Genomic DNA, 26,654 nt, shown 5'->3' with positions numbered 1-26,654 from the left:
GCCGCGCAGCGGCCCCCCGATCTCGACGTCAATGCGAGAATCGCCGGGGCTGCTACGCAGCCCTTTCGCGGCACAAGGCCGCTCCTACAGGGCTTTCAGTGCACCACCCAACTCAACACCCACAACCCCAGCAACGCCCAGATGATCCCGAGGATGATCGACGCCCGCATGAACGCGCGAACCGCCGAGTACAGCAGCATCAGGCCAACGATCAGCGCCAGGATGCTGACCAGCGAGGTGTCCATGCCCAGCGTGCGCGCCAGGCCGTCGATGAAATTGCCGCCGGCGTTGGCCAGCAGGTTGAACAACCCGCTCAGGCCGTCGACGATAAAACGGATCACCGAACCCAGTACCTGGCCCAGCCACTCGAAAAAACCTTCTACATGCATAGTCGCTTCCTGATCAACGAATCGGCGATTCCCAGCCTTTGGCCATCACCTGGCCCGGTCGGTTCCCGATGCCAAGCTTAGCGCGCCCAGGTCTGCTCAAGCTGCTGCGGCGTGTCGCCATCACCCTGCTGGCGACCATGGCCCTGCTGTGGGTGGCCGACCGGATCTGGCCGCTGCCCATGCCCGGCGACGACCTGGCGCGGGTGGTGTTGGCCGAGGACGGCACGCCGCTGTGGCGCTTCGCCGACGCCGACGGCGTGTGGCGCTACCCGGTCGCCCCGGACGAGGTCTCGCCGCTGTACCTTGAAGCCTTGCTGGCCTACGAGGACCGCTGGTTCTACCACCACCCTGGGGTCAACCCCATGGCCCTGGCCCGGGCGGCCTGGCTCAACCTGCGCGGCGGGCGGGTGGTGTCCGGCGGCAGCACCCTGTCGATGCAGGTGGCGCGCCTGCTTGATCCGCACGACCGTACCCTGGCCGGCAAGCTGCGCCAGCTGTGGCGCACGGCGCAGCTGGAGTGGCACCTGTCCAAGGCCGAGATCTTGCAGTTGTATCTGAACCGGGCGCCGTTCGGCGGTACCTTGCAGGGCGTGGCTGCGGCCAGCTGGGCCTACCTGGGCAAGTCGCCGAAGCACCTGACCCCCGCCGAGGCCGCACTGCTCGCCGTGCTGCCCCAGGCGCCGAGCCGCCTGCGTCCGGACCGGCATCCCGAGCGTGCCCAGCGCGCCCGGGACAAGGTGCTGCAGCGCCTGGCCGAGTACCAGGTGTGGCCGGCCCAGCGCATCGACGAGGCCCGCGAAGAGCCGCTGCTGCTGGCGCCCCGCCAGGAACCGGCGCTGGCGCCCTTGCTGGCGCGGCGGTTGAACACGCCGGACAGCCCGCCGCTGATCCGCACCACCCTCGACGCCGCCCTGCAACGGCGCCTCGAAGACCTGCTGATGGGCTGGCGCGCGCGCCTGCCCGAGCGCACCTCGGCGGCGTTGCTGGTGGTGGAGACCCAGAGCATGGCGGTGCGCGCCTATCTCGGCTCCATCGACCTGAGTGACGAGCGCCGCTTCGGCCACGTGGACATGATCCACGCCCTGCGCTCGCCCGGCTCGACCCTCAAACCATTCCTCTATGCCATGGCCATGGACGACGGCCTGATCCATTCCGAATCGCTGCTGCAGGATGTGCCCCGGCGCTATGGCGACTACCGCCCCGGCAACTTCTCCATGGGCTTCAGCGGCCCGGTGTCGGCCAGCTCGGCGCTGGCGCTGTCGCTCAACCTGCCGGCGGTGCAGTTGCTCGAGGCCTATGGTCCGAAACGCTTCGCCGCGCAGATGCGCATGGGCGGCATGCCGCTGGTGCTGCCGCCGCTGGCCGAGCCGAACCTTTCGCTGATCCTCGGTGGCGCGGGCGGCCGCCTGGAAGACCTGGTCGGTGGCTATGCCGCGTTCGGCCGAGGCGGCAACAGCGCGAAGATTCGCCTGCAACCCCAGGACCCGCTGGTGGAGCGCCGCCTGCTGTCACCGGGCTCGGCCTGGATCACCCGGCGCATCCTCAGCGGCCTGGCCCGGCCGGACCGCGACCCCCATGCCGAACTGGTACAGCGCCCGCAACTGGCCTGGAAGACCGGCACCAGCTACGGCTTTCGCGATGCCTGGTCGGTGGGCGTGGGCCCGCGTTACCTGATCGGCGTGTGGATCGGTCGCCCCGATGGCACCCCGGTGCCGGGTCAGTTCGGCCTGGCCTCGGCGGCGCCGCTGATGCTGCAGGTGCACGACTTGCTGAGCAATCGCGACAGCCAACGTGGCATCGAGGTGCCGGTCGAGCCGGTGCCGGCGTCGGTGGGCGTGGCGGCGATCTGTTGGCCCTTGGGCCAGCCGATGAACCGCCAGGACCCCAACTGCCGCCGCCAGCGTTTCGCCTGGACCCTGGACGGCACCACCCCGCCGACCTTGTTGGCGGCCGACCAGCCTCTGGGGCTGGGTTTGCGCGAGACGGTGTGGCTCAACGACCAGGGGCTGCGCGTCGATGCCGCTTGCCCAGGCGCCAAGGCCCACGATGTCGCCTTGTGGCCGGCCCCGCTGGAACCCTGGCTGCCCCGGGCCGAGCACCGTGCGGCGCGGCTGCCCGCGGTGGACCCTGCCTGCCCGCCACAGCAGGTGGCCAGCGCGCCGCCGCTGTCGATCGTCGGCGTGCGCGCCGGCGACAACCTGCGCCGCCCGGCTACCAGTCACGAGCCTTTGCAACTGCGGGTGTCGGCCCTGGGCGGCGCGGGGCGGCGCTGGTGGTTCCTGAATGGTCAGCCGTTGGGAGAGACCCAGGGGCAGGACAGTTTGCCGGTGCGATTCGAACAGGCGGGCAGCATCGAGCTGAGTGCGCTGGATGAGAGCGGAGAGACGGCGCGGGTGGCGTTTCAGGTTAGTGAGTGAGGTTGCCTCTCGCTGCACTGTAGGAGCGGGTATCCAGTTTTTCAGGGAGCGCTCCGTATGATCCGTCAACCTGACCATGGATAGTCATGCAGCGACAGGAGTGTCAAAATCAGAGACGGGCTATTACATGGAAAGCTTGCCCGAGCGAAGTTTTTCACGCAGCCCCGTGGTGGTGAGAAATTATAGAATGTGCAGTCACTTGTTCAGTGGCCCTCTGCAGTACTCATCGGTCCCATGTTGAACGGGGCTCGATACGTAGTGCCGTGGCCCAAGGCCAATCGCTACGCTGTCTGATAAATTTAATTATCTTGTCTGAAATTTAGTAAGTACGTATGAATATGGCTTTCGGCCTGCGTCAGGCTGTATAATGTAAAGTCAAAAACTTTTGGTCTTGTGTAGTTCTTTGCAATTGCAGGTGATATGCCTATTGAATATGCTTCATGTTCTGGAATATGTCTGCTGTAGGTTTTAATTGCGGTGTGTAGGTGTTCGGGGAATACACCGGTTATCGTGCCTCCGAAGAAATTTCCTGTTTCGGGTGAGGCACCGTTTTGTAAGCTCAATACTGTGGTAGAGTCTAGTATGTCTAGGATTTCTGCTATTTTTTGCCACGATTGGGCCTTGGCGATATCCAGTTCCTTTGGAGGTTGAGCTCTCCAGAATTTTGCATATGATTCTGGATCCATATTCCCTGATATTTTGTCTACATTTTCCAATGACTTGTCAGCAGCGCTTAGTCTTGCGAGGTTATTTTGGGTGGCTTTGAAGAATGACCCAAACTGTTCCGTACTATTTTTGGCTGAATTTTTGATGAAGGCCTTTCTTGCCAGGTTCTGAAGTGTTGGGGGCTCTCGCATTCGACCTGTGCGGTCTATAAAGTTAACCGGGTCACCTGAGCAGTACATATAGCAGTTTATCCCCCCTCTACCAAAAGGGCTCAGCGCATCCGGTGACCTAAAGCGCATTAGCGTTTGAGCATAAGTGCGCACGCCATTTCCCAATATGTAATGCCCGCCCAAGGCCTCCAGCAGCTCACTCACGAAGCCTGTCTTGCAGGCTTCCGGAGTAACAGAAGGCTTATCGCCATAAACCGTATAGCTGCGGCTATTACGCTGATGGTCGCTTTGTGTCGTCAGTACACTCCCTGCTCTGTCCACACCTAGCAGGGTTGTGGGGTGCTGATTCTGTCTGGCTTCGTTCACGGGTGCCATGACGTCTCCGCAGATGTTTACCGTGATTTTGGTTTCAATGCTAAGAGGGGGCGGTTTTTCAGGAAACTGGCAAAACTGATAGGTGCTACAGATGAGCCGCCTGAGCTTCAGGCCATCAGCTCAAGCGGCGGGGCGGTCATGGCGGGACAGGTGGCGTCTGCAGGTTGGCAGTTCTGAACTGCGGCGCCGACTTGCCCCGCGAAGTGTTTCGTTGAGTCAGTGCTTCATGCCGAGCTCGGCATCATCCATCAATGCCTTGGCCAGCGCGCTCAGGTAGTACGACGCCCAGAGCAGCTGGGGCTTCTCCTCCATGATCCCGGTGATGGTCAGGTCGCGTACGCAGCCCATCAACTCCGAGGCCTGGTCGCGGGCATGCTGGCAGGGGATGCCGGGTTCGATGCAGAACAGCGGGTCGGTCATGCCTTCGCCTTGGTAGAACTTGGTCTTGCCGGCAGTGGTGGGGGTGTTGTCTGTGGTCATGATTGTTCTCCCTGAAATGGTCGGTGCGTGTGCGGGCGCTATCGCGGGGCAAGCCCGCTCCCACGCCAGGATTTCGCTGGATTCGGCTGCATGGGAGCGGGCTTGCCCCGCGATTGGGCTTAATGCAACGTCGGCGCCTGCGCCGGCATCTGCACCTGGATCAACGCCGCTTCGAGCAACACACGCAGAGACTCCATTTCATGCATCGACGCCATCATCAACACGGCAGCCGGTGACCTGGGTTTGAGCTGCACGGCATGATGGGCCACGGTCAAGGCGCACAGGGCGTACTCGGTGGCCTGGATGAGGGTGTCTTCGAGGGAGTGAGGGTTGTGGGGTGGATCGGGGACAATCTTCAGCATGATGAATCCTCAATTTGAGATGGAACCATCACCGTTCGCTGTCAAACAAAGGGTGGCAGCTGTACGTGGGTTGACAGACCGGTCAAATAGAGGAAACCCGGCGCACCCGAAGATGCCCCACGCACAGCCGCCATAGCGGCATAGCCATGCGTTCGTATTTGAATCGGCCTGTCAAAGCCGGTCGCTGATTGTGCAGCGACTGCCCGAGACTAGAGGCCAACCCAGACCACCGCAATGGCTTGAAAGGGCTTGGGAGTATGTTTGGGAAATGGACTACAGGGAATGGGGAAAGTCTTATAAATAGGTGCCCATTTTGAAATCGCTGGGGCTGCTTTGCAGCCCTTTCGCGACACAAGGCCGCTCCTACAATGGGACGCGATTCCTGTAGGAGCGGCCTTGTGCCGCGAAAGGGGCGCGCAGCGGCCCCAGCATTCTGTCAGCCACCCGTACTAATGACTTATGACTAACTCTTTCGACACTGGGCGTTGTCCACCAAACGAAATCGGCTGAAATTCATACGCTTATGCTCCATCCCCGGCCCTCTCCCACAGGTACTAACACCAAGTTGTAATCTACCCCTCTCACCCCCCTCGGCTTTCACTGCTGGTAGCAAGCACAACAACCAGCAGCGGGAGTCTTCCCATGAACACTCAAGCGTGGATCAAGGCCGCAACGGCGCTGACGATGGTCATTTCCCTGGGCCTTACCGGTTGCAGCAGTGGCGGTGGCGGGCATCACAGCGAGGTCGACGGCTCCTCGGCCGACGGCGGCACGGGTGCAGGTGCGGGAGCTGGAGGTTCGGGCGGCGGGGCCGGTGACGGTGGCGCAGGCACCGGTGGTGGTGGCAGCATTCCGGGCGATGGCAGCGCAGGCACGGGTGGGGGCAGCGGCGGCTCCGGCGGCGGCACCACGCCTGGCGGCGGCGATGGCGGAACCGGTGGAGGCACGACACCCACCGCCCTGGTCACCGGCCAGGTGGTCGATCAGCTGGGCAACACCGTCTCCGGCGTTGGTGACGGCGTGAGTAATCTCGGCCAGGCAATCGGCTCGCTGCCCATCGCCGGCGATACCTCGCTGACCGGCGGCGTGGGCACGCTGGTGTCGTCCACCGGCAACGCGGTGAACAGTGTCGGCAGTGGCCTGAGCGACGGCCTGGGGCAACTGGGCACCGGCAACAATGCCGTGGGTACAACCGTCGGCGTGGTCGGCGCGGCCACCGCCGACCTGGGCACCGGCGTCTCAGGGCTTGGCCAGGGCGTGACCGGGCTGGCCAGCAACGGGCCGGTCGAGCAGGTACCGGTGGTCAACCAGCTGGTCGTCGGGGCCGGGCAGGGCGTCGACCGGGTTGGCCAGGCGGTGACCATGCTTGGCAACACCCTCTCGCCGGTTGGCACGAGCGGCCCGCTGGCCGGGGTGACCCAAGGCGCGAGCGATGCCCTGGTGCCGGTGGTCTCGCTGGTGGAAAACACCACGGCCAACGTCACCCGGCAGACCGGGCTCGCCGGGCCGCTCAACCAGACGTTGAACCAAACCGGCACTATCCTGAACCAGGCCGGCCAGCAACTGGCTGGCACGGGTAATCCACTGGGCACCACGCTCGGGCAGGCGGTCGCCAATACTGGCACCTCCGTGAGCACCGCCAGCGGGCTGGCGCCCGTTACCGGTGGCCCGCGCACTGGGCTGCTGGAAACCGCTGGCGGCGTAGTGGCCGGTGCCGGCAGTGGCCTGGCCGCGAGTATTGGCAGCCCGACGGTCAGCGGTATCGGCGGCAGCATGGTGCAGGCAGGCAACAGCGTCGCCAGCCTGGGCCCGGTGCTCGGCGGCAACGGCGTGACCAACACGGCGGCGGGCACCCCTGCCGCGGCACTGCCCCAGCAAGTGGGCAGCGGGCTCAATCCGGTGGTCGCCGGTGTGTCCAGCGTGACCCAGCAGGTCGGCGCCAGTACGGGCGCGGGGGTACCGGTGGCCGGGTTGCTGAACCAGGTCGGTGGTGCGGTGGGCAGCGTTGGCACGCAATTGACCGGCGCCACTGCCAATCCGACGGTCAGCCAGTTGGGCGCGACGGTAACGGCGGTGGGCGCAACGGTCGGCCAAGCCGGCACCTTGGTCAACGCCAACGGCACGCAGGGCGGTGGCCTCGGCGGTGCGTTGAGCGGCGTGACAGGCGCCCTGGCAGGCGGGCAGCGCTGACGCGACGGGCTACGCTCAAGGTGAGCGAGACCGACCGGTGCGTCGTACGCCGGTCGGTCACCCTGCCACCCGTGGATCATGGAGTGTCCGAATGCGCCGATGGCTGGTGACGATGCTGGCGCTGTCCCTGGCCAGTCTGGCGCGGGCCGAGCCCTTGCCGAGTTTCCTCAACAGCAACGAGACCGAGCGCCGCCTGCCCACGCCGAACCTGCCGGTGGACGCCTATCGCCCCGGCCCCGCCGGCCTGCGCGTACCCAGCGTGGACAGCGCACGCCAATCGCCGCTGCTGATGAGCACGCGGGTGGCGGTGCGCAAGGTGCGCTTCGAGGGCGGCACCGTCTACCCCCTGAGCGACCTGCGCGAGCACTACCAGCCGCTGATCGGCCGCGAGGTGACCCTCGCCGAGCTGATCGAGGTCACCCGCCGCCTCACCCAACGCTACCAGCAGGATGGCTACCTGCTGTCGTACGCCTACCTGCCGCCCCAGGACTTCGTCGATGGCCGGGTGCGGGTGGTGCTGGTGGAAGGCTATATCCACGACTATCAGGTCGAGGGCGATATCGGCGCGGCGCGGGCTTACCTGGACCAGTTGATGGAGCGCCTCAAGGCCGAGCGTCCGCTGACCCGCGAGAGCTTCGAGCGCTATACCAGCCTGGCCGGGCGCATCCCCGGGGTGACCTTCCAGGCCCAGGTGCCGCCCCCGGCCACCACCGATGGCGCGACCCGGCTGCTGGCCCAGGTCTCGCGCAAACCGTTTACCACCACCCTGAGCCTCAATGACGGCAGCCGCGACGACCTGCAGGCGCTGCTCGGCGCCAGCAGCAACGCGCAGACCCGTTTTGCCGAGCAACTGAGCGCCAGCGTGCTGGTGCCGCCCGGCGAGGACAAGGAGCATTACTACCGCCTCGACTACAGCCAGTTCCTCGACGCCGAGGGCTCGCGGCTGTTGTTGTCGGCCTCGCGCTATCGCAGCGACCCCAAGGCGCGCATCCGCCTGGACAACGGTATCGACCTGACCCAGCACCGCGAGAACGAACGCTACTCGGTGGGCATCAGCCAGTCGTTGATCGCCTCGCCCAGCGAATGGCTGGAGGTGGTCGGGCGCTTCTACGTGGTCAACGACCGCATCGACTACCAGGTGGTGGGCTTTCCGTTGCGGCTGGACAGCGAGACCGACATTCGCGCGCTGTCCTTCGAAGGCGACTGGCGCAAGGCCGAGGCGCGGCGCCTGCGCATACTCAGTGCCGGGGTCTACCAGGGGCTCGACCGGCTGGGGGCGAACACCAATGCCGACTACGACCTGGACTTTTTGCGCCTGCGGGTCTCGGGCGTGCAGAGCGACAACTTCACCGACAACTGGCAGGGCGTGGCCTCGGCGGCGGCCTACTGGAGCAACGACAGCTTGCCCGACAGCGAGCGGGCGGTGTTCGGCGGGCAGAACTTCGGGCGCGGTTATCCCAGCGACCAGGGCTCGGGCGACAAGGGCTGGGGGCTGGCCTACGAACTCAACTACAGCTTCCACCGCGACGGCGCCTGGCTCAAGGTCGTGCAGCCGTACGTGGCGCTCGACACGGCGCGGGCCTGGTTCAACGAGCTGGACGTGAGGGACACGAAGATGTCATCGGCGGCACTGGGGCTGCGGTTTGGCGATATGCGCTACTACAACATCGCGGTCGAGGTGGCCAAGCCGATGTCGGACATCGCCCTGGACAGCTTCAACCGGCGGCCACGGCTGAACCTGAGTTTCAGTTATCAGCTGTAGGAGCGGCCTTGTGCCGCGAAAGGGCTGCGCAGCGGCCCCTCGATTTCGACAGTGTCGCGACAATCGCTGGGGCCGCTGCGCGGCCCTTTCGCGGCACAAGGCCGCTCCTACAGGGGGGAGAGCCGCTATTTAACGGCCTGCATCAACGGCTTGGGAAACAGGTTCTCCAGCGTCTCGAGCAGGCGCGCGTGATAGATCGGTTTGCGGAACAGGTCGAGCACCTGCAAGCGCAGCAAGTCGCTGACATCGTCCATGTCGGCATGCCCGGACATGACGATCACCGGCAGGTGTTGGCGCGCGGTGTGGTCGCGCAGGCGCTGGACCAGGCCCAGGCCGCTCTCCTCGGGCATGCGCAGGTCGGTGATCACCAGGGCGACGTCGGGGTGGCGGGTCAGTTGCTGCAGGGCGCCGCGCACCGAGGTGGCGGTGTGGCAACAGAAACCCTCGTTCTCCAGCAGCTCGGCCAGCTCCAGCAGGGCCTCTTCCTCGTCGTCTACCAGCAGGATCTGTTGACGCAAGGAAGAGGTCGGCATGGTCGGCTCCTGGCAGTGGGACTACGCGTCATGCAGGTGCTGCGCGATCACTGGGTGATCGCGGTCTTGATGGTGGTCATGATCGCCGACACCTCGGTCGAGATCGGCGTGACGAAGCCGGCCAGCACCACCGCCACCATGGCCGCGATCACCGCGTATTCGATACCGGAGGCGCCGTCCTTGCGCTGGAGGAAAGTCTTCACATGGATGAGGATCTGTTGCAGCAGCATGGCACTACTCCTTGCGCTCGATGGGCGCCGGTCGGCGGGGCTTGATAAGTGATACCCCTTTGCCATCAGAGCATCGCCAAGCCGTGGCGACCTGCAAATGTAAGAAAGCATTAATCCAAAAGTATTGGTTGTAATTGGCGGTGCTAAGTTTTTGTTTTGCCGACGCGTCAATTTCATGGCTCTAAAAATGCGATGCAGGTAATGGCGAAAGATAGCGGCTCAGCTACCGTCCAATAGCGAAATAGTTACCTTTTGCCATCATTGGTCCCGGGCGTAGGGGAGAGCGCAGATGAGCAGTCGCCTGACCATGATCCTCGCCGGCCTGTTCCTGATCGCGGCCTTGCTTGCCGGATACTGGGGCCTGCGTCTGAGCCGTCCGGCCGAGCCCGCGCCGGCGCCATTGGCGCCTCCCAGTGCAGCGGTGATCCCCACCGCGCCCGTTCCCGTAGCCGCGCCCGAGCCGCCGCGTTCGCCCATCGTGGTGCTGCGCAGGGCGGTGCCGGCCAACACCCCCTTGAGCGAAGACGATGTGCTGGTCGAGCGCCTGCAGGTGGTACCGGCCGGCGCCTTCCAGCAACTCGACCAGGTGCTCGGGCGCCGCAGCACCCGGCCGCTGGCGGCGGGCAGTTGGCTGGACGAGTCGAGCTTCCAGGCCGGTGGCCCGCTGGCGCGCATGATCCGCCCGCATGAGCGCGCCGTGGCGGTGGCCATCGACGATGTGAGCGGTGCCGCCGGGCAATTGCGCCCTGGCGATTTTGTCGATGTGCTGCTGTTCCTGCGCGAAGAGAACAACAACCCGCAGTCTTCCGCCCAGGTTGTGCTGCCGGCCCTGCGCGTGCTCAGCGTCGACCAGCAGACCGGCCTGGCCAACGACGGACGCCCGGCGCAAACGGCCGAAGAACAGAAGGCCCGCCGCGACCAGCAATCGCTGAACAGCAACACCACCCGCACCGTGGGTCTGGCCGTGCCCGAGGCCCTGGCCAGCCGGCTGATGCTGGCGGCCCAGGCCGGGACCTTGCGCCTGGCGGTGCGCAGCGCCGATGAACAATTGCTGGCGGCCTACTGGTCCGGCCAGGCCGCCAGTGCGCAACTGGAGAGCGCCAACCGCGATCTCTATCGCTTCAGCCAGTTGTCCCAGGTGCCGCTGGCCAGCCAGGCTGCCTCCGCAGTGGCCGGCGCGCCGACCATGCAGATCATCCGTGGTGCGCAGAACGGCGACAACAACAAGACTCCCTGAACCGGCAAGGATGCGATCCATGCGTAGTTCTTTGCGTGTTACTCCACGAGGCGAATGGCTGGCCCCGGCGCTGCTGGCCCTGGTCCTGCTGGCGCCGTCGGCGCAGGCGGCCAAGGGTTGCGCCGCGTTCGGCCAGTTGCCGTCGGTGATCGAGATGGACCAGGGCCTGCAGCAGGAACTGCGCCTGCCGGTGGCCATCACCCGGGCGGCGGTGGGCGAGCCCAAGGTGGCCGATGTGCAGCCCAGCGGCGAGCGCGCCGTGCTGCTGACGGCGGTGGGGCAGGGCACCACCAGCATCATGCTGTGGACCGACTGCGCCGCGCAGCCGCACCGGGCGATGTTGTTCGTCAAGGGCCGGGCCAGCGCCGACATGACGGAAACGGCGCAGCTGCCCTCCGCCCAGGAGGACCTGCCGGTGCAGGTGCAGGCCGATATCCGCTTCGTCGAAGTGCGCCGCCTCAAGTACAAGGAGGCCGGGGCGCGATTGTTCTTCAAGGGCTCGAACAACAGCCTGATCGGCTCACCCGGCACCGTGCCCGACACGGTGGTGCGCCCAGGCTACGTGCCGAGCACCGCCAGCGTGCCGAGCTCGGCCAACTATGCCGACGCACGGCCCGGCATCCCCCTCGACAACAGCGTCTTCAATATCGTCTGGGGCGGCGGCAGCAGCCGCTTCCTGGCGATGATCAACGCCCTGGAGAACAGCGGCTTCGCCTACACCCTGGCGCGTCCCAGCCTCACCGTGCTGAGCGGGCTGACCGCAAGCTTCCTGGCCGGTGGCGAGATCCCCATCCCGGTCCCCAGCAGCGGTAGCGACAACGTGTCGATCGAGTACAAGGAGTTCGGTGTGCGCCTGGCCTTGACGCCCACCGTGGTCAGCCGCAACCGCATCACCCTGAAGGTCGCCCCCGAGGTCAGCGAGCTGGACTTCAACAATTCGGTGGTCATCGCCGGCACCCGGGTGCCGGGGCTGAGCGTGCGCCGTACCGACACCAGCATCTCCCTGGCCGATGGCGAGAGCTTCATCATCAGCGGCCTGATCAGCAGCAACGTGCGTTCGAACGTGGACAAGATGCCGGGCCTGGGCAACCTGCCGATCATTGGCGCGTTCTTCCGCCAGTCGGCGCTCAACCGCGAGGAGACCGAACTGCTGATGATCGTCACCCCGCACCTGGTCCAGCCGCTGGCCGCCAATGCCCGCCTGCCGGAACTGCCGGGCGAGGCGCTGCGCACCTACGACCCCAGCTGGGGCCGCCTGTTCTTCATGGAAAACGGCAACTTCGAAGGCCGTGGCGGGTTGTCCCAATGAATGAAAGCCTGAACCAGACCTACCTGGCCCTGACCCGCACCGACGAGGACCTGCACTGGCTGCAGGGCGCGCTGGCGCCGCTGGGGCAGGTGATCGGCGCCAGCAGCCCGAACCTCGACGAGTTGCTGGCGCTGGTCGACATGACCTTCAGCAACCTGGTGTTCATCGGCCTGGACCGCGAGCAACTGATCGGCCAGTGCGCGCTGATCGAGGGCATGCTCGAAGCCAAGCCGATGCTGGCCATCGTCGCCCTCGGCGACGGCATGGACAACCAGCTGGTGCTGCACGCCATGCGCGCCGGCGCCCGCGACTTCGTCGCCTACGGCTCGCGGGCCAGCGAGGTGGCGGGGCTGGTGCGGCGCCTGGGCAAGCGCCTGCCGGCGGTCACCAGCAACCCCAGCCTGGGCGGCCTGACCGTGCTCTTTGGCACCCAGCGCGGCGCCGACGGCGCGCTGCTCACCACGCACCTGGCGCGGGTGGTGCAGGACAGCGGCCAGCAGACCCTGTTGCTCGACCTGGGTTTGCCCCGGGGCGACAGCCTGGCCCTGCTGGGCCTTGAGGCGTCGTTTCATTTCGGCGATGCGCTGCGTCACCTGCGCCGGCTCGACGCGACCCTGATCGACAGCGCCTTCACCCGCGACAAGGGCGGCCTGCGCATCCTTGCCTATGCCGACAACGACGAGGCCCTGGAACAATCCAGCGCCGCCGAGCTGTACATGCTGCTCAGCGCCTTGCGCCAGCACTTTCAGCACATCGTCGTGAACCTCACCGGGCAGGTCGACAGCGAGGCCCTGCGCACCATCGTCAGCCATTGCGACAAGCTGATCGTCTACACCGACCAGAACATCCTCGACTGCCGGCGCAACCTGGATGTGCTCGAACAGTGGCGCGACCGCGGCATCAAGCTGGAGCACGCCAGCCTGCTGGTGGACCGCTACCTGCGCCATGTGGCGCCGGATGCCGACGCCCTGGCCAAGCGCTACGGGCTGGCCCTGCTCAAGGTCATGCCCTACAGCCCGGAGGTGAGGCTGAACGCCAAGAACCAGGGCCTGAGCCTGTTCGAGCTGGCCCCGCGCGAAGGCCTGACCCAGGCCCTGCGCGGCCTGGGCGAACGCCTGGCGCAGCGTTCGGAAAACCTGGCGCCGGCAGGCCAGGGCTGGCTCAACCGGCTATGGGGCAACCGATGAGCAACGAAGAACCCTTTGGCGGGCCGCGCCATGCGGCCAGCGATCCGCAGGTGCTCAAGCGCGCCCTGCACCGGCATGTCATCGACGCCATCGAGGACAGCGGCCGCAACCTGCTCGAAGGCGCGCGTCCGGTACTGGCGCAGTTCGTATTGGAACAGGTGGGCGACTATGTGGCGCGCCTGCGCCTGGCTTTGTCGCGCTACGAGATGGAGCGCCTGGCCGAGGAGATCGTCGACGAGCTGACCGGCTATGGGCCGCTGGAGGTGCTGCTGCGCGACCCGAGCGTTACCGAGATCCTGGTCAACGGCCCGTACCGGGTGTTCGTCGAGCGGGCGGGGCTGTTGCAACAGACCGACCTGCGTTTCATCGACGCCCACCATGTCGAGCGAGTGATGCAGCGCATCCTCGCGCCCCTCGGGCGGCGCCTGGACGAGTCGTCGCCGATGGTCGACGCGCGCATGCCCGACGGCAGCCGGGTCAACGCGATCATCCCGCCGGTGGCCCTGGACGGGCCTTGCCTGTCGATCCGCAAGTTCCGCCAGGACATGCTCAAGAGCGCCGACCTGCTGGCCACCCGGGCCATCGACCAGCCGATCTACGACTTCCTCGAGCGCGCCGTGGGCCGGCGCTGCAACATCCTGGTCAGCGGCGGCACCGGTACCGGCAAGACCACCCTGCTCAATATCCTCAGCCAGATGATCGCGCCCCAGGAGCGGCTGGTGACCATCGAGGACGTGGCCGAACTGCAACTGCACCACCCGCATGTGGTGCGCCTGGAGACCCGCCCGCCAAATGCCGAGGGCCATGGCGAGATCAAGGCCAGCGAGCTGATCCGCAACGCCCTGCGCATGCGCCCCGACCGCATCATCCTCGGCGAGATCCGCGGCGCCGAGGTGCTCGATGTGATGACCGCGATGAACACCGGCCATGACGGCTCGATGAGCACGGTGCACGCCAACACTGCCCAGGACGCGCTGCTGCGCCTGGAGACCCTGGTCGGCCTGACGGGCCGCCAGGTGGCCGAGAAAACACTGCGGCAGATGATCTGCGCGGCGCTGGACGTGGTGATCCAGCTGACCCGCCTGGCCGATGGCCGGCGCTGCGTCAGCGAGGTGCTGGAAGTGGTCGGCGTGCGCGACGATGTGTACGTGACCAACACCCTGTTCCGCCTGGACCGGCGCAGCGGCGATGGCTTTCTGCGTGAGGCGCCGAACCCGGCGGGGAGCAAGCTGCGCCACGAGGGCGTGCTGTGATGGGCCCGCTGCTGCTGGCGCTGTCGCCGCTGTGCCTGGGCATGGCGCTGCTGCTGTTGCGCCTGGGCCTGTACAAGCGCGGCGAGGAACGCATCCTCGAGCGCCTGGGCCGGGCCTACCGCGCTGTGCGCAGCGCCAATGCCCGGCGCGACTGGCTTGACCCGCTGCTGCAAAGGGCGGGCCTGGCCCATGCCGATTTTTCCCCGCGGCCGTGGCTACTCGGCTGGCTGACGCTGGCCCTGCTCGCCGGCCTGCTGGCGGGCTGGGTGGCAGCGTTGATGGTGTTGTTCGGCCTGCCCTTGCTCGGCCACTTCTACCTGGCCTGGCGCTGCCGGCGGCGCCTGCAGCAGATCGTCCAGCAATTGCCTGGCCTGCTCGACTACAGCGTGCGCAGCCTCAAGGCCGGTCGCACCCTGAACGAGGCGGTGCTCGGTGGCGTCGACAGCACCCGCGAGCCGCTGCGCTCGGCGATGCTGCGGGTGCGGCGCAACGTGCAGTTGGGCGTGCCGCTGGAGGACGCGGTCAACGAATTCGCCGAACTGTATGGCCAGGCCGAACTGCGCATGTTCGCCCTGGGGCTGCGCATCAACCAGCGCCACGGCGGCAATGCCAGCGAGCTGATGGAGAACCTGATCAAGCTGATCCGTGAGCATGAGCAGGGTGATCGGCAGCTGCGCGCCATGACCGGCGAGACTCGCATTACCGCGTGGATCCTCGGCGCGCTGCCGCTGGCCATGGTGGGTTACTTCCTGTTCGCCAATCCCACCTACCTGTTGGCGATGTGGCACGACCGCAGCGGGCAGCTGATGCTGCTGTTCGCCTTTGCCCTGCAGGCCGTCGGCTGCCTGGTGTTGTGGCGCATGATGAGGAGCCTGTGAGCATGGCCATGTTGCTCTGCGCGCTGTTCCTGTTCGCCGCGTTCGTGCTGCTGGCCTTGCAGGCCGCGCAGCAGTGGCGGGCCCGTCAGCGGGTGGCGCGGCGGCTGCAGGGACGGTTGGCCCGTGACGAGCGGCTCGGCGACTGGTTGCAGTGGTTGGGCAGCAGTCCGCTGGGGCGGCGCCTGCAACGACTGGATGGCGAGACCCAGACGCTGCTCGACCGCCTGGGCTGGCGGCGCAGCCGACAACGGGCACTGTTCGCCGCCGTGCAGCTGGGCCTGCCGCTGCTGGCGGTGAGCGTGGCGCTGCTGTTGGCCCATGGCCTGCCCGGGGAAAACCGCGGGCACTGGGGCGTGCTGGTGCTCTGCGCGATGGGCGCGGGTTACCTGCTGCCCAAGCGCCTGCTGGTGCTGGCGGCGGCGCGGCGCCAGCGGCAGATCGCCCAGGAGGTGAGCCTGCTGATCCCGTTGCTGCGCATCCTCTTCGAAACCGGGTTGGCGGTGGAGCAGGCCCTGCGGGTGCTGGCCCATGAAGGCCGCAGCCTGGTGCCGAACATCAGTGAAGAATTGCGCCTGGTCCTGCAGCGGGTCGATTCCGGCCTGGCCCTGGGCCCTGAGCTGGAAAAGACCGCGCGCCTGCTGGCGGTGGACGAGTTGATCGACACCTGCGTCATTCTCCAGCAGCTGCTGGTGCAGGGCAGTGGGTCGATGAAATCGCTGCTGGCGCTCAAGGAACTGCTCGACGACCGACGCCTGACTGGCCTGCAGGAGCGGGTGTCGAAGATGTCGGCGAAGATGTCGGCGGTGATGATGGTGTTCCTGTTCCCGGCGTTGCTGATCGTCCTGGCCGGGCCAGGTTTTTCCGCGCTGGCGCGGGCCTTGGGCTCATGAACATGGAATGTAGGAGCGGCCTTGTGCCGCGAAAGGGCCGCAACGCGGCCCCAGGTTCTCGACCATGGCGAAAATGGCTGGGGCTGCTTTGCCGCCCTTTCGCGGCACAAGGCCGCTCCTACAGAGGTGGCATTGGAGAGGGGGAAATGCAATGAAAACGATTCTGCTGCTAAGCACCCTGTTGCTGCTCACCGGTTGCGCCGGCCAGCCCCCCGAAGGCCTGGCCCGTCTGCTCGGTGGCGGCACCTGCGGCAAGCCCGACGCCGACCAGCAACTGAGCCTGGACATGGCCGACCAGATGATCAGCGAGGGTCGCCCGCACGCGGGCCTGGCCCACCTCGAACAGCTGCCCGACACCCTCGACCAGGTCCGCCTGCGCAAGGCCAAGGTGCTGCGCCAGCTCGGGCGCGGCGAGGCCGAGCCGCTCTACCGCAGCCTGCTTGGCGGCTGCCTGGCCGCCGAGGGCGAGCACGGCCTGGGCCAGCTTGCCTCGGCCCGTGGTGATGACGTCCAGGCCCTGCGCAACCTGCAGCGGGCGGCACGCCTGGCACCCACCGACGAGAAGGTGCGCAACGACCTGGGTGTGGTGCAGATGAACCTGGGCAACCACGAACAGGCGCGCTTCGAGTTTCTCACCGCCATCGAGCTCAAGGACGACAACCCGCTGCCGGCGGTGAACCTGGTGACCCTGTCGCTGGTGCAGGACAACTGGCGCCAGGCGGAGGATCTGGTCAATCGCCTGCGCCTGAAGCCCGAGCAGTTCGCCGAGGCCCAGGCCCGGGCCCAGCGCATCAGGTCCAACGGGCGTGGCCCGCTGGCGGCGACCGAATCCTCGGCCGCGGCCATCAACTGATCGGGAGGTGATCATGTTCAAGCCCTGGATCGTCCTGGCCTGCCTGGCCACACCGCTGCTGGCGCAGGCCGAAGAACCACCGCGCCAACCGCGTCCGCAAACCGCCACCGAGGCCCTGCTGCAGGTGCAGGCGAGCAATCGCCAGGCCTCCAGCGTGCGCCAGGAACAGACCGACAAGGAGCGCGACCAGGCGATGCAGCGCTGGCTGGACAGCTACAAGTACGCGATTCCTGACTTCTATCGCTGGACCAAGATCAGTTCGTCGAACAATTGATATCGCACAACACTGGCACGATGCGTGTAGGAGCGGCCTTGTGCCGCGAAAGGGCCGCAAAGCGGCCCCGCAATCTCTGCATGAACGCAGGAGCCCAGGGGCTGCTTCGCAGCCCTTTCGCGGCACGAGGCCGCTCCTACAGAGAGGCGGTATTCACAAGGTCAGTGCGTGGTAAACCGCTGATGCACCGGCGACGAACGCGGGGTCAACGCCAGCGCCAGCTGCGTGCGGTTGTGCATGTGGGTCAGGCGCAGCACCTGCGACACATAGAGCTTCACCGTGTTCTCGGTGATGCCCAGTTCGCAGGCGATCTGGTAGTTGGTCTTGCCCTTGCTCACCAGCCGGGCCACCTCAAGCTGGCGCGGTGACAGCTTCTCGAAGGCGGCAGGCAGCTCCGCCTCGCCGTCCTCGGCATCGCTGGCGCGGCGGTGGGTGCCCTGGCCACGGGCTTTTTCCAGGTCCTGGTAGAGGTCGTCGATGGACTCGGCCAGCTCCTGCAGGCGCTGGTTGAGGCTGCCCAGCTCACGGAAGTTGCGGCGCCGTTCGAGCAGCGCCGCTTCCTGGCGGCGCACCCCTTCAAGCAGTTCGTCGAGGTCCATGGGTTTCTGGTAGTAGTCGGCGAAGCCCTCGCGCAGGGCGCGAATCACGTCCTGCTTGTCGGCGCGGCCGGTCAGCATGATCGCCTCGAACATACGCTGCGGCCCGGCGATCTGCTTGAGGGTGCGAACCAGCTCGATGCCATCGCGCTCGGGCATGTGCAGGTCGCACAGGATCAAACCGATGGTCTCGTCGGCTTTGAAGCAGTCGATGGCCTGGCCAGTGGAATGGGCGGGGACGCAACGGTAGCCCTCGCTTTCGAGAAACTCGCACAACTCTTCGACGATCACTGGCTGGTCGTCGACCACCAGCACTTTCACCTCACTGACAGATTTATTCACGATCAACTCCCTGTTGTATCGGCTCTGCTCCCGGGCCAGACGCTCTGGCAGGTAGAAAAGTAGTCGCACTTTGCAATTATGTACATGCGCCTTGCCCGTCGAAGCGGCCCACCGGTCGGTTATTGGATCCAGACGGCCGTCAGCAGGAAGCCGGCCAGCACGTAGGGGGCAAAGGGCTGCTTGTCGCCGACCTGTTCGGCCAGCGCCTGCAGGCGCTTTTTCACCTTGGGATTGAGCAGGGTCCACAGGCGTCGCCGGCCGAACATCCAGGCCAGCACGGTGACCCCGGCGCCGATGAAGGTGCCGAGCACGTACTGCGGGCTGGTGGCCAGGGCCAGGGCGCCCATCAGCTTGACGTCGCCGGCGCCGAAGCGGCCGAGCATGTAGCCGGGCAGGGTGAGCAGCATGACGATGGCCAGGGCCCAGCCGGCCTCGCTGGCGTCGGCGCCAATCCAGCTGCGTCCGGTGGCGAACAGCCAGGCCAGGGCGCACGCCGCGACCCCGAGGGTAAGGGCGTTGGAGATTTGCCGTTCACGGACATCTTGTTCGGTGCACAAGGCAAGCCACATCAGGAGAACAATGCTTTGCATTGGCAAATTGCCATCCCTATTCGTTGAACGGTTCTATGCTTTCAGACAGGTCTCACAGTCAGGGTAGACGCGATCATGAAAGCAAGCCCGGCGGGACGGCAAAAAGGCGCGGCAGCCATCGAGTTTGTCGCGGTATTCATGGTGTTTTTCGCGGTGTTCTACGGGTTGGTCAGCTACGCCCTGCCGATGCTGATGCTGCAGTCGTTCAACCAGGCCAGCAGCGAGGCGGTGCGCCGCTGCGTGGCCGTGGACCCGACCAGCCAGACCTTTGAGCTGGACGTGCAGGGGCTGGCCCGCCAGGTGATCGGCCAGCAATTGGCGTGGATGCCCAACGCGTTGGGGTTCAACGTGCTCACCGACACCCGGGTCACGGTCGGTGTGGACAAGGTGCTCACGGTGGTGATCGACTACCCGCGCTCGCGCCTGACGCGGGTGCTGCCGACCCTGGTGCTGCCGGTGGTCGGTGACGTACCGAAGCTGCCCGCGCGGCTGCAGGCCCAGGCGAGCCTGCAACTGTGAGTGGTAGCCTGTTCGATCGCTGGTTTGCCGCGCCTGCCCCGTCCCAGACGCCCGAGGTAACGCCGGCCATTGGCCTGCAACTGTGGCTCGACGATCAGGCGCGGGTGCTGCGCCTGGCCGGCCCGCTGCGCAGCCTGCTGGCGCTGCCCGGCCAGGCAGGCGCGCAGGTGCACGACTATCTGGAACGCCACAGCTGGCTGGTGCTCGAAGGGCAGCCCGCCGACTGGCAGGGCCAGCCCCTGGACCTGGACTTTCACACCGTCATGGGCCATGCGTTGCACACCCGTGGCTGGCTGCAGCGCCATGACCAGGGCTGGATGCTGCAGCTGTTCGATATCGGCGACCTGTTGCGCGAACAGCGCTGGGACCGTCAGCGCCCCTTGATCAGCGAGATCGGCCACGCCCTGCGCGAATGCGGCAGCGAGCGCCTGCTGCAGACGACCCGCGAACAGCTGCACAGCCTGGCCGAGCACTGGCAGGCGGCCGCGCTGCGGCTGATGCTGCGCGAGCCGGGTGGCTGGCGCGACTACGCCAGCAGCGACGAGACCTGGCCCTGGCCCGACGATCGCAGGCTGCGCGAGCGCCTGGACCGCTGGCCGGCCCATACCCTGATCGATGTTGATGACGACCCCGAACTGCTCGCCCTGTGCGGTGGTACTTCGCTGTTCCTGGTGCCCTACCGCCAGGGCCTGGAGGCCGAGGCCTGGGTGCTGTGCGCCGGGGCGCGGCAGGCGCCCCCGGTCGACATGGCCCTGGCGCTGGTGCGGACCTTGACCGAGCCACTGCTGGTGCGCCATCGCCGCCAGCAACTGCAGCATCAGGCCCATCACCTTGATGATCTGCAGCGCCAGCTGGGCGCAGGTTGGTGGGAATGGCCGGCGCACGGCGAGCTGCAGCTGGACCCGGCCCTGGCCGCGACCCTCGGGCTGGCGAACCGGATCAGCCTTGACCAATGGCTCGCCCGCCTGCACCCGGCGGACCGCGAGCCGGCGCAACTGGCCCTGGACCAGGCCCGTGACGGGCAAGCGCTGAGCCTCAGCGTGCGTTTGCCGGACCCCGATCCCCTGGCGCCGCCGCGCTGGTTCCATTGGGCCGGTCAGGGCCGGGGCGACCAGTTGCGCGGCTTCCTGCTCGATATCAGCGCCCTCAAGGCCCAGGAGCAGCAGGCCGGCGCGGCCCGTGCGCGCCTGGAGAACCTCATCGCCCGCTCACCCGCGGTGATCTACGTGCAGCGCTATGCCGAAGGCGCACTGCACAGCGACTTCTACAGCGCCAGCCTGGCGCCGTTGCTGGGTTGGGCGGCCGACAGCGAGCAGGCGCGCCAGCCGGGCCTGGCGGTGCATCCGGACGACCGCCCGCTGTGGCTGGAGCGCACCCGCAGCCTGTTGCGTGATGGCCAGGTGCGTTGCCGCTATCGCCTGCGCGATCACCTTGGTGGTTATCACTGGATGCTCGACGAGGCCCGCCTGTTGCGTGACGACCTCGGCCAGCCGCTGGAGGTGGTCGGCCTGTGGCTGGACGTCAGCGAAGCCACCGAGGCCGCCGAGCGCATGCGCCAGAGCGAGGAGCGCTACCGCGTACTGGTGGAGGACTCGCCGGCGATGATCTGCCGCTATCGCCCGGACCTGACCGTATTGTTCGGCAACCGACCCTTGGGCGATTACCTGGGCTGCACGCCTGAGCAGTTGCAGGGTGCGGACCTGGGGCAGTGGCTGTCTGCCGGCCAGCGCGAGGCCTTTCTCCTGCGCCTGCGGGCGCTGACCCCGGAGCAGCCGGTGAGCAGCGCGGAGATCTGCCTGCAACTGCCCGGCCGCGAGCACGCCTGGTGGGTCTGGGCCGACCGTGGCTTGTTCGACGCCGACGGCAACCTGCTGGAGGTCCAGGCCGTGGGGCGCGACAACACCGAGGTGCGGCGCAGCCAGCAGCAATTGCTGCAGGGCGCGAAGATGGCGACCCTCGGCGAGCTGGCCACCGGCCTGCTGCACGAGATCAACCAGCCGCTCAACGTGATGCGCATGGCGGTGGCCAACACCCTCAAGCGCCTGGAGAACGGCGCCGCCGATCAGGCCTACCTGCAGGACAAGCTGCGCCGTATCGAGGCCCAGGTCGAGCGCGCCGCCCGACTGGTCGACCATATGCGGGTGTATGGCCGGCGCTCGGCGGTCGAGCGCGAGTGCTTCGCCGCCTGGGCCGCGGTGGAAGGCGCCGGGGCGTTGCTCGAGGAAGGCCTGCGCGGCAAGGGCGTGACGCTGCGCCTGGAACCGCCGGAGGCCTTGGCGCAGGTGCTCGGGCACCAGGACCAGCTGGAACAGGTGCTGATCAACCTGATGGTCAACGCACGTGACGCCTTGCTGGAAAAGCAGGTGGCACAGCCGTGGATCCGGGTACGCCAGGCGCTGCATGGCGGATGCTTATGGCTGCTGGTGGAGGACAACGCCGGCGGGATCGATCCGCAGTTGCACGAGCGGATCTTCGAACCCTTCTTCACCACCAAGCCGGCCGGGGTCGGCACCGGGCTGGGCCTGTCGGTCAGCCATGGCATCGTCAGCCAGATGGGAGGCCGCCTGAGCGTGGACAACGGCGCCGACGGCGCGTGCTTGCGGGTCGAGCTGCCCCTTCACAGCACCAGTTGAGCGTGGCCGCTGGCGCAACTGAGGTTGGTGCCGACCTGGGCGTCGAGCAGGTCGATGCCGAGCACCTTGAGCAAGCCGTTGACCAGGGGATCGAGCAGGGGGCCGAGCAGGTTCTTGATGACCGGTTCGAGGATGTTCTTCACCCCGTCCAGCAGTCCGGCGGTGAGCACCAGCACCTGGCCGAGGCCGCCATTGCCGGTGGGTTTGTAGGCTTCCAGGTGGATGCCCGCCAGGGTGTCGGACAGGCTCGCCACCACCTGGGCCTGGTCGCTGTCCATGGGTTGGTAGGCAGGTTCCTGGCCGATTTCGGTCGGGGCGTGGGCGCCGCTGAACAGCAGTGTCTTTTCGACCGGGCCATTGCCCAGCAGCTTGCTGTCCACCCGCAGGCCTATGCCACCGCCGGCATAGGGCACCCGTGTGCCGCAGGACGGCGGCAGGATCAGCAGGCGGCTGCAGACATTGGTGCCGATATCGATGACCGGCAGGGCCTTGACCACGGTGGTGCCGTTGCTGAGGAAGTCCGCCGGGGAATCGAACCTGCCGATGGCGATCTTCGCCGCCGAGCGCTGGGTGAGGGTGGTCAGGCTTTTCGGGGTGCAGGTGTAGTTGTCGGGTGGTGCCGGGCGCAGGCGGCTGCTGCCTTCGGCCACTTCGATGCCGATATCGATATGCACCTGGCCGTCCAGCAGCTTGATGTCGCTGACCTTGCACGGAATGCCCAGGGCGCAGGTCAGCGACTGCACGGTGCCCAGCAGGTTCAGGCTGAGCAGGTTGTTGAGCACATTGGTCAGTGGCGCGGCCAGGTCCAGCACGGCGTTGAGCAGCCCGGCGATGCCGCTCAGCAGGGGCAGGTCGAGTGACACCAACGCGCGGATCTGGGCGGTATGAATGCGCAGCTCGTCCGTGCGCGGGTCGCCCACCGCCGAGATCTGCGGGGGCTCGATCACCCGCAGTTGCACGCGGCCATTGACCAGCCCGAGCACATTGATCGGCAGGTCGGCGTTGACCGCGTGCTCGCTGGCCGCCAGCTGGATCACCCCTTGCACCAGTTGCAGCAGCTGGATGCTGGCGTCAAGACCGGCCTGGGCCGTGCCGTTCTGCAGGTCGAGCAGCTCGCCCAGTTGCAGGCCGCCCACCGGCAGGTCCGCCGCCAGCTTGCCCAGGTTGGTTATCACATCGACGGCGGCGCCGCTTTGCTGCAGCACCTTGACCGCGGCCTGCAGCAGCACGGTGGCGCTGGTGTCGGCATTGAGCAGTTGCTGGTAGTCGCCGATATCCAGGTGCAGGTCCACGGCCAGCTGGTCGAGGTACTTCAACAGGTCGAGCTGGGTGTTGGCGATGCCCTGCCAGCCCAGCACATCGAGCTGCGCCGAGCCGCCCAGGGCCTTGAGCAGGGCGTTGAGCACCGAACCCTGGGTCGAGTTGACGGTGGCCAGGGTGGTGCGGATGCTCAGCCGCGCCTGGGGCGTCCCGGGGCTGCCGGCCACCGCGCTGGCGCGCAGGGTGGTGGTGCGGGCGATGGCGCCGCCCTGGACCAGCGCGTACACCCCGCCGGCGACGCTGGTGACCACCACGTTGCTGACTTCGACCTTGATCGCCTCGTTGCGCGCGTTATCGGCGTTGAAGGTGCGCAGGTTGTCGATGCCAGTGCGCAGGTAGCCGCAGCTGGCGATCAGTGGATTGAGGGGCGAGTGGCCGTTGCGGGTGGCTGCGGTGCGGGCCAGGGCGGAGGCCTGCGGGCCGCTGCCGCTGCAGACGCCGCCGTGCTCGGCGGCTTCCAGGGCGGCCATGTCGGCGATGCGCTGCAGCTTGCGTTGTTCGAGGTAGAGACGGCCGCTGTCGACGGTCAGGAGCATGAACACCAGGGCCAGGCCCATGGTCAGCGCGGCCATCAGGCCGATCGCGCCGCGTTGGCGCACAGCGGAACGGGGAACCACGGGCACTCCTTTGCCGGCCTGTGGCCCGGCAGCACGGCGGCGGTGCAAGGAGTGTAGTCAAGGTGATGGCAAGTTGCCTTGTCTGCTGTTACGCCCTTATGGAACATACCGAAATTCTTTGATTTGGCTGGAGCCGCGTGGGAGCGGGCTTGCCCCGCGATGTGGTGCATGGCACCGGCTTTGCCGGTGATCGCGGGGCAAGCCCGCTCCCACGCTGGTGGTGCTTGCAACGCTGTCCTCCACGCGACAGCACAAGGTTCAATGCGGCGGGTAGTTGCTCAACACCTGGGTCACGGTCTTCTGGATCGCCGCGTTGCGCTCCTGCGGGCTGGGCGGGTAGTTGTTCATGATCTGCTCGGCGCTGCCGCGCCATACCAGTTTGCCGTCACGGCCGTCGAACAGGTCGACCTGGATGGTCGCCACCTTGTAGTCGACGCTGCGCATCTCGTTGTACATCGGTCCGCCCCAGTAACCGCCCCAGTAGCCACCCCAGGCCCCGCCGTAGTTGGTGGTGATCTGCTGCTGGCGGTCCTCGACGATCAGGTAGGCGCGCACCTTCACATCCGCCCGGGCATTGCCCTGGATCGGGCGCAGGCCGCGCTGGTCGAGCTGGCCGGCGACCGCCTGGCGAATGCGTTGCTCGGTCAGGTCGCTCTTGATCCGCGGATCGTCCGGGCGATACTGCAGGCCCGGCTCCTGCCAGGCCCAGCTGCGGTAGGCGGCGAAGTCGCGGCTGGCATCGAAGTCGTGCTGCACGTTGTTGCTCGAACAGGCGGCCAGCAGCAGGGCGAAGGACAGTAGAACGAGACGGCGCAACATGATGGTTCTCCGTGGGAGGTTAGCTGGGAGGATAGCCGCTCATCGCCTTGCTCACCGACTCGCGCAGGGCGCTTTCGCGTTCACGCGGCGAGTCCTTGTCGCTGCCGCTTTCGGCGCTGGCGCTCCACACCGGCTGGCCGTTGCGGGCATCGAACAGGTCGATGCGCACCACCATCACTTCGACTTCGTAGGTGCGCACGATCGGCACGCTGGCGTAGCCGCCATAGCCGTTGCGGTAGCCACCGTAGCCGACGCTACCGTAGGGGTAGGGGCCGTAGTAGGGATCGTAGTCGTAGTCGCGCACCTGGCGCAGGCGCCGTTCCAGGCGTACGTCGGCGCTGACCAGCAGGTCGGCGGGGGCATTGTGGGCCGGGCGCAGGCCGTGCTGGTCGAGGGCGCCGCTCACCGCGTCGGCCAGCTGGCCCGGCGTCGCGTTGACCAGGCCTCCGGGTGGCTGGTTGTTGCGCCAGCTCCAGCTGCGATAACGGCCGTAATCGCGTACCGGCGCGGGATAGGCGCTGGCATCGAAGGTCCTGGCGGCCTGGTGCGGCGCTGGTGGCAGCGGCTTGCCGCTGGCGACATAGGGGTTGCTGCCCTGGCAGGCGGCCAGGGCGAGGGGGAGCAAGGCCAGGCAGAGCAGACGATACGGCATGGATCCTCCTGGCAAGCGGGTCAGTGGGGGCGGCACATCCAGTGCAGGTAGCGGCCCAGGCCGGCGAAGCTGGGATGGCGGCGGTGCGCCAGTTCCATCTCCAGCAGATCGAGCAGCTCGGCCTTGTCCTGGAACTCCTTGGGCATGTAGTCGTGGAATACCCGTACACCGCTCTCGCTTTCGACCTTCCACAGAGCTTCAAGTTGCGCCTTGAGCTCGCGCGGATCAAGTGGTTTCTGTGGCGTGAGACTCTGCTTTTCACCGGCCAGGCGATTGTGCCGCAGCTTGCGGAAATGCCCCTTGAGCAGGTTGCGGTAGACCAGCGCGTCGCGGTTGTAGAAGGCCAGCGACAACCAGCCACCCGGCGCGGTCAGTTGATGCAGGACCGGCAGGATGCTCTCGGGCTCGGCCAGCCATTCGAGCACGGCGTGGCACAGCACCAGGTCGTACGGCTCGGTGAGCTGGCCGAGCAGGTCCTGCCAGGGCGCCTGGATGAAGGTCGCCTGTTGGCCGGCCTCGGCGAAGCGCGCGCGGGCACCGTCGAGCATCGGCGCCGCGGGTTCGGCAAGGGTTACCTGGTGGCCGCGCTGGGCCAGCCACAGGGCCATGTGGCCGAGGCCCGCGCCGATGTCGAGCACCCGCAGCGGACGGTCGGGCAGGGCTTCAGCCAGGTCAGCCTGGAGCACCGCCAGGCGGATGGCGCCCTTGGCGCCGCCATAGATCTTCTCGGCGAAGCGGCTGGCCAGTTCATCGAAGTGACGGTCGTTCATTTGCCGAAGCGCCTCTCGCTGTCGGCGAGCTTGGCCCGCACCACCTCGTCCATGTCCAGGCCCAGTTCGCTGCACAGCAGCAACAGGTAAAGGACGATATCGCCCACTTCCTGACCGGCATGGGCGAGTTTGTCGGCGGGCAGCTGGCGGGACTGATCCTCGCTCAGCCACTGGAAGATCTCTACCAGTTCAGCCATTTCGACGCTGGCGGCCATGGCCAGGTTCTTCGGGCTGTGGAACACCCGCCAGTCGTTGGTGTCGCGGATGCGGTGCAGGCGTTCGGTCAGTTCTTGCAGGTTCATCGGGGTCTCCTCGTGGCGCATAGCTTCCGGCGAGGTGCC

General features: G+C 66.8%; 26 protein-coding genes. 13 read left to right on the top strand and 13 right to left on the bottom strand.

The window, feature by feature from the left end; genetic code table 11:
- Nucleotides 1-95: 95 nt before the first annotated feature.
- The gene (locus tag LU671_RS23720) at nucleotides 96-389 is read right to left on the bottom strand and encodes a hypothetical protein (RefSeq protein WP_110735938.1); all 294 of its coding nucleotides are present in this window, start codon (nucleotides 387-389) and stop codon (nucleotides 96-98) included.
- 68 nt (nucleotides 390-457) lie between these two features.
- Here LU671_RS23720 and pbpC point away from each other — a divergent pair, with 68 nt between their 5' ends.
- Nucleotides 458-2,806 carry a peptidoglycan glycosyltransferase PbpC gene (pbpC, locus tag LU671_RS23715; RefSeq protein WP_232857075.1) on the top strand — a complete coding sequence of 783 codons (2,349 nt, stop codon included), beginning with the start codon at nucleotides 458-460 and terminating at the stop codon, nucleotides 2,804-2,806.
- A 299-nt stretch (nucleotides 2,807-3,105) separates the two neighbouring features.
- Here the strand turns inward: pbpC and LU671_RS23710 are convergent, their stop codons facing one another.
- From LU671_RS23710 to LU671_RS23700, 3 genes are all read right to left on the bottom strand, one after another.
- Nucleotides 3,106-4,017 carry an RHS repeat-associated core domain-containing protein gene (locus LU671_RS23710; protein ID WP_232857074.1) on the bottom strand — a complete coding sequence of 304 codons (912 nt, stop codon included), beginning with the start codon at nucleotides 4,015-4,017 and terminating at the stop codon, nucleotides 3,106-3,108.
- Between the two features lie 216 nt (nucleotides 4,018-4,233).
- A complete protein-coding gene (locus LU671_RS23705; protein WP_102685470.1) occupies nucleotides 4,234-4,497 on the bottom strand; it encodes a DUF3077 domain-containing protein in 264 nt (87 codons plus the stop codon).
- 119 nt (nucleotides 4,498-4,616) lie between these two features.
- The gene (locus LU671_RS23700) at nucleotides 4,617-4,859 is read right to left on the bottom strand and encodes a hypothetical protein (RefSeq protein WP_046854291.1); all 243 of its coding nucleotides are present in this window, start codon (nucleotides 4,857-4,859) and stop codon (nucleotides 4,617-4,619) included.
- A gap of 642 nt (nucleotides 4,860-5,501) precedes the next feature.
- On the opposite strand from LU671_RS23700, the gene LU671_RS23695 reads away from it, so the two are divergent.
- Both LU671_RS23695 and LU671_RS23690 read left to right on the top strand, forming a co-directional pair.
- Nucleotides 5,502-7,049, top strand: coding sequence for a collagen-like triple helix repeat-containing protein (locus tag LU671_RS23695; protein ID WP_232857073.1), 1,548 nt, complete (start codon nucleotides 5,502-5,504; stop codon nucleotides 7,047-7,049).
- A gap of 91 nt (nucleotides 7,050-7,140) precedes the next feature.
- Complete coding sequence (locus tag LU671_RS23690; RefSeq protein WP_232857072.1) at nucleotides 7,141-8,811, top strand: ShlB/FhaC/HecB family hemolysin secretion/activation protein; 1,671 nt, start codon at nucleotides 7,141-7,143, stop codon at nucleotides 8,809-8,811.
- Nucleotides 8,812-8,936: 125 nt separating this feature from the next.
- Here the strand turns inward: LU671_RS23690 and LU671_RS23685 are convergent, their stop codons facing one another.
- Together LU671_RS23685 and LU671_RS23680 are read right to left on the bottom strand one after the other, a co-directional pair.
- On the bottom strand, nucleotides 8,937-9,344 hold the full coding sequence (locus LU671_RS23685) for a response regulator (RefSeq protein ID WP_050703614.1): 408 nt from the start codon (nucleotides 9,342-9,344) through the stop codon (nucleotides 8,937-8,939).
- 47 nt (nucleotides 9,345-9,391) lie between these two features.
- Nucleotides 9,392-9,574 (bottom strand): Flp family type IVb pilin, encoded by a 183-nt coding sequence (locus tag LU671_RS23680; RefSeq protein WP_203650353.1) that lies wholly within the window; start codon nucleotides 9,572-9,574, stop codon nucleotides 9,392-9,394.
- Nucleotides 9,575-9,863: 289 nt separating this feature from the next.
- Here LU671_RS23680 and cpaB point away from each other — a divergent pair, with 289 nt between their 5' ends.
- The 8 genes from cpaB (at nucleotide 9,864) to LU671_RS23640 (ending at nucleotide 17,455) form a co-directional block, all read left to right on the top strand.
- Nucleotides 9,864-10,811: a Flp pilus assembly protein CpaB gene (cpaB, locus tag LU671_RS23675; protein ID WP_232857071.1), complete on the top strand. Its 948-nt coding sequence runs from the start codon at nucleotides 9,864-9,866 to the stop codon at nucleotides 10,809-10,811.
- 19 nt (nucleotides 10,812-10,830) lie between these two features.
- A complete protein-coding gene (locus LU671_RS23670) occupies nucleotides 10,831-12,120 on the top strand; it encodes a type II and III secretion system protein family protein (RefSeq protein ID WP_203650357.1) in 1,290 nt (429 codons plus the stop codon).
- Nucleotides 12,117-13,307, top strand: a complete 1,191-nt coding sequence (locus LU671_RS23665) for a pilus assembly protein (RefSeq protein WP_203650360.1) — start codon at nucleotides 12,117-12,119, stop codon at nucleotides 13,305-13,307. Before LU671_RS23670 ends, LU671_RS23665 begins: the two co-directional genes overlap by 4 nt.
- Complete coding sequence (locus LU671_RS23660; RefSeq protein ID WP_110739121.1) at nucleotides 13,304-14,560, top strand: CpaF family protein; 1,257 nt, start codon at nucleotides 13,304-13,306, stop codon at nucleotides 14,558-14,560. Before LU671_RS23665 ends, LU671_RS23660 begins: the two co-directional genes overlap by 4 nt.
- Complete coding sequence (locus LU671_RS23655) at nucleotides 14,557-15,438, top strand: type II secretion system F family protein (RefSeq protein ID WP_232857070.1); 882 nt, start codon at nucleotides 14,557-14,559, stop codon at nucleotides 15,436-15,438. The genes LU671_RS23660 and LU671_RS23655 overlap by 4 nt, the downstream gene beginning before the upstream one ends.
- Nucleotides 15,439-15,440: 2 nt before the next feature.
- Nucleotides 15,441-16,328, top strand: coding sequence for a type II secretion system F family protein (locus tag LU671_RS23650; RefSeq protein ID WP_203650365.1), 888 nt, complete (start codon nucleotides 15,441-15,443; stop codon nucleotides 16,326-16,328).
- A gap of 151 nt (nucleotides 16,329-16,479) precedes the next feature.
- Nucleotides 16,480-17,181: a tetratricopeptide repeat protein gene (locus LU671_RS23645; protein ID WP_232857069.1), complete on the top strand. Its 702-nt coding sequence runs from the start codon at nucleotides 16,480-16,482 to the stop codon at nucleotides 17,179-17,181.
- 13 nt (nucleotides 17,182-17,194) lie between these two features.
- A complete protein-coding gene (locus LU671_RS23640; protein ID WP_232857068.1) occupies nucleotides 17,195-17,455 on the top strand; it encodes a DUF3613 domain-containing protein in 261 nt (86 codons plus the stop codon).
- A gap of 161 nt (nucleotides 17,456-17,616) precedes the next feature.
- Here the strand turns inward: LU671_RS23640 and LU671_RS23635 are convergent, their stop codons facing one another.
- Together LU671_RS23635 and LU671_RS23630 are read right to left on the bottom strand one after the other, a co-directional pair.
- Complete coding sequence (locus LU671_RS23635) at nucleotides 17,617-18,399, bottom strand: response regulator (RefSeq protein WP_267967213.1); 783 nt, start codon at nucleotides 18,397-18,399, stop codon at nucleotides 17,617-17,619.
- Between the two features lie 113 nt (nucleotides 18,400-18,512).
- Nucleotides 18,513-18,983 carry an A24 family peptidase gene (locus LU671_RS23630; protein WP_028691368.1) on the bottom strand — a complete coding sequence of 157 codons (471 nt, stop codon included), beginning with the start codon at nucleotides 18,981-18,983 and terminating at the stop codon, nucleotides 18,513-18,515.
- A gap of 75 nt (nucleotides 18,984-19,058) precedes the next feature.
- On the opposite strand from LU671_RS23630, the gene LU671_RS23625 reads away from it, so the two are divergent.
- Together LU671_RS23625 and LU671_RS23620 are read left to right on the top strand one after the other, a co-directional pair.
- The gene (locus LU671_RS23625) at nucleotides 19,059-19,502 is read left to right on the top strand and encodes a TadE/TadG family type IV pilus assembly protein (protein WP_203650371.1); all 444 of its coding nucleotides are present in this window, start codon (nucleotides 19,059-19,061) and stop codon (nucleotides 19,500-19,502) included.
- Nucleotides 19,499-22,135 carry a PAS domain-containing sensor histidine kinase gene (locus LU671_RS23620; protein ID WP_232857066.1) on the top strand — a complete coding sequence of 879 codons (2,637 nt, stop codon included), beginning with the start codon at nucleotides 19,499-19,501 and terminating at the stop codon, nucleotides 22,133-22,135. The genes LU671_RS23625 and LU671_RS23620 overlap by 4 nt, the downstream gene beginning before the upstream one ends.
- Here the strand turns inward: LU671_RS23620 and LU671_RS23615 are convergent.
- The 5 genes from LU671_RS23615 to LU671_RS23595 all read right to left on the bottom strand — a co-directional run bounded on the left by LU671_RS23615 (nucleotide 22,120) and on the right by LU671_RS23595 (nucleotide 26,615).
- The gene (locus LU671_RS23615; protein ID WP_232857064.1) at nucleotides 22,120-24,072 is read right to left on the bottom strand and encodes a pilus assembly protein TadG-related protein; all 1,953 of its coding nucleotides are present in this window, start codon (nucleotides 24,070-24,072) and stop codon (nucleotides 22,120-22,122) included. The two genes, LU671_RS23620 and LU671_RS23615, sit on opposite strands and share 16 nt — an antisense overlap.
- A 258-nt stretch (nucleotides 24,073-24,330) precedes the next feature.
- Nucleotides 24,331-24,891 (bottom strand): DUF4136 domain-containing protein, encoded by a 561-nt coding sequence (locus LU671_RS23610; RefSeq protein WP_232857063.1) that lies wholly within the window; start codon nucleotides 24,889-24,891, stop codon nucleotides 24,331-24,333.
- 19 nt (nucleotides 24,892-24,910) lie between these two features.
- Nucleotides 24,911-25,543, bottom strand: a complete 633-nt coding sequence (locus LU671_RS23605; protein WP_232857062.1) for a DUF4136 domain-containing protein — start codon at nucleotides 25,541-25,543, stop codon at nucleotides 24,911-24,913.
- A gap of 20 nt (nucleotides 25,544-25,563) precedes the next feature.
- On the bottom strand, nucleotides 25,564-26,313 hold the full coding sequence (locus tag LU671_RS23600) for a methyltransferase domain-containing protein (protein ID WP_110739130.1): 750 nt from the start codon (nucleotides 26,311-26,313) through the stop codon (nucleotides 25,564-25,566).
- The gene (locus LU671_RS23595; RefSeq protein ID WP_203650387.1) at nucleotides 26,310-26,615 is read right to left on the bottom strand and encodes a MazG-like family protein; all 306 of its coding nucleotides are present in this window, start codon (nucleotides 26,613-26,615) and stop codon (nucleotides 26,310-26,312) included. The genes LU671_RS23600 and LU671_RS23595 overlap by 4 nt, the downstream gene beginning before the upstream one ends.
- Nucleotides 26,616-26,654: the final 39 nt, after the last annotated feature.

Origin of the sequence: Pseudomonas sp. NMI760_13, from assembly GCF_021283245.1 — a bacterium.
Taxonomy (GTDB): Bacteria; Pseudomonadota; Gammaproteobacteria; order Pseudomonadales; family Pseudomonadaceae; genus Aquipseudomonas; species Aquipseudomonas peradeniyensis.
This window is presented reverse-complemented; position numbering and strand designations above follow the sequence as displayed.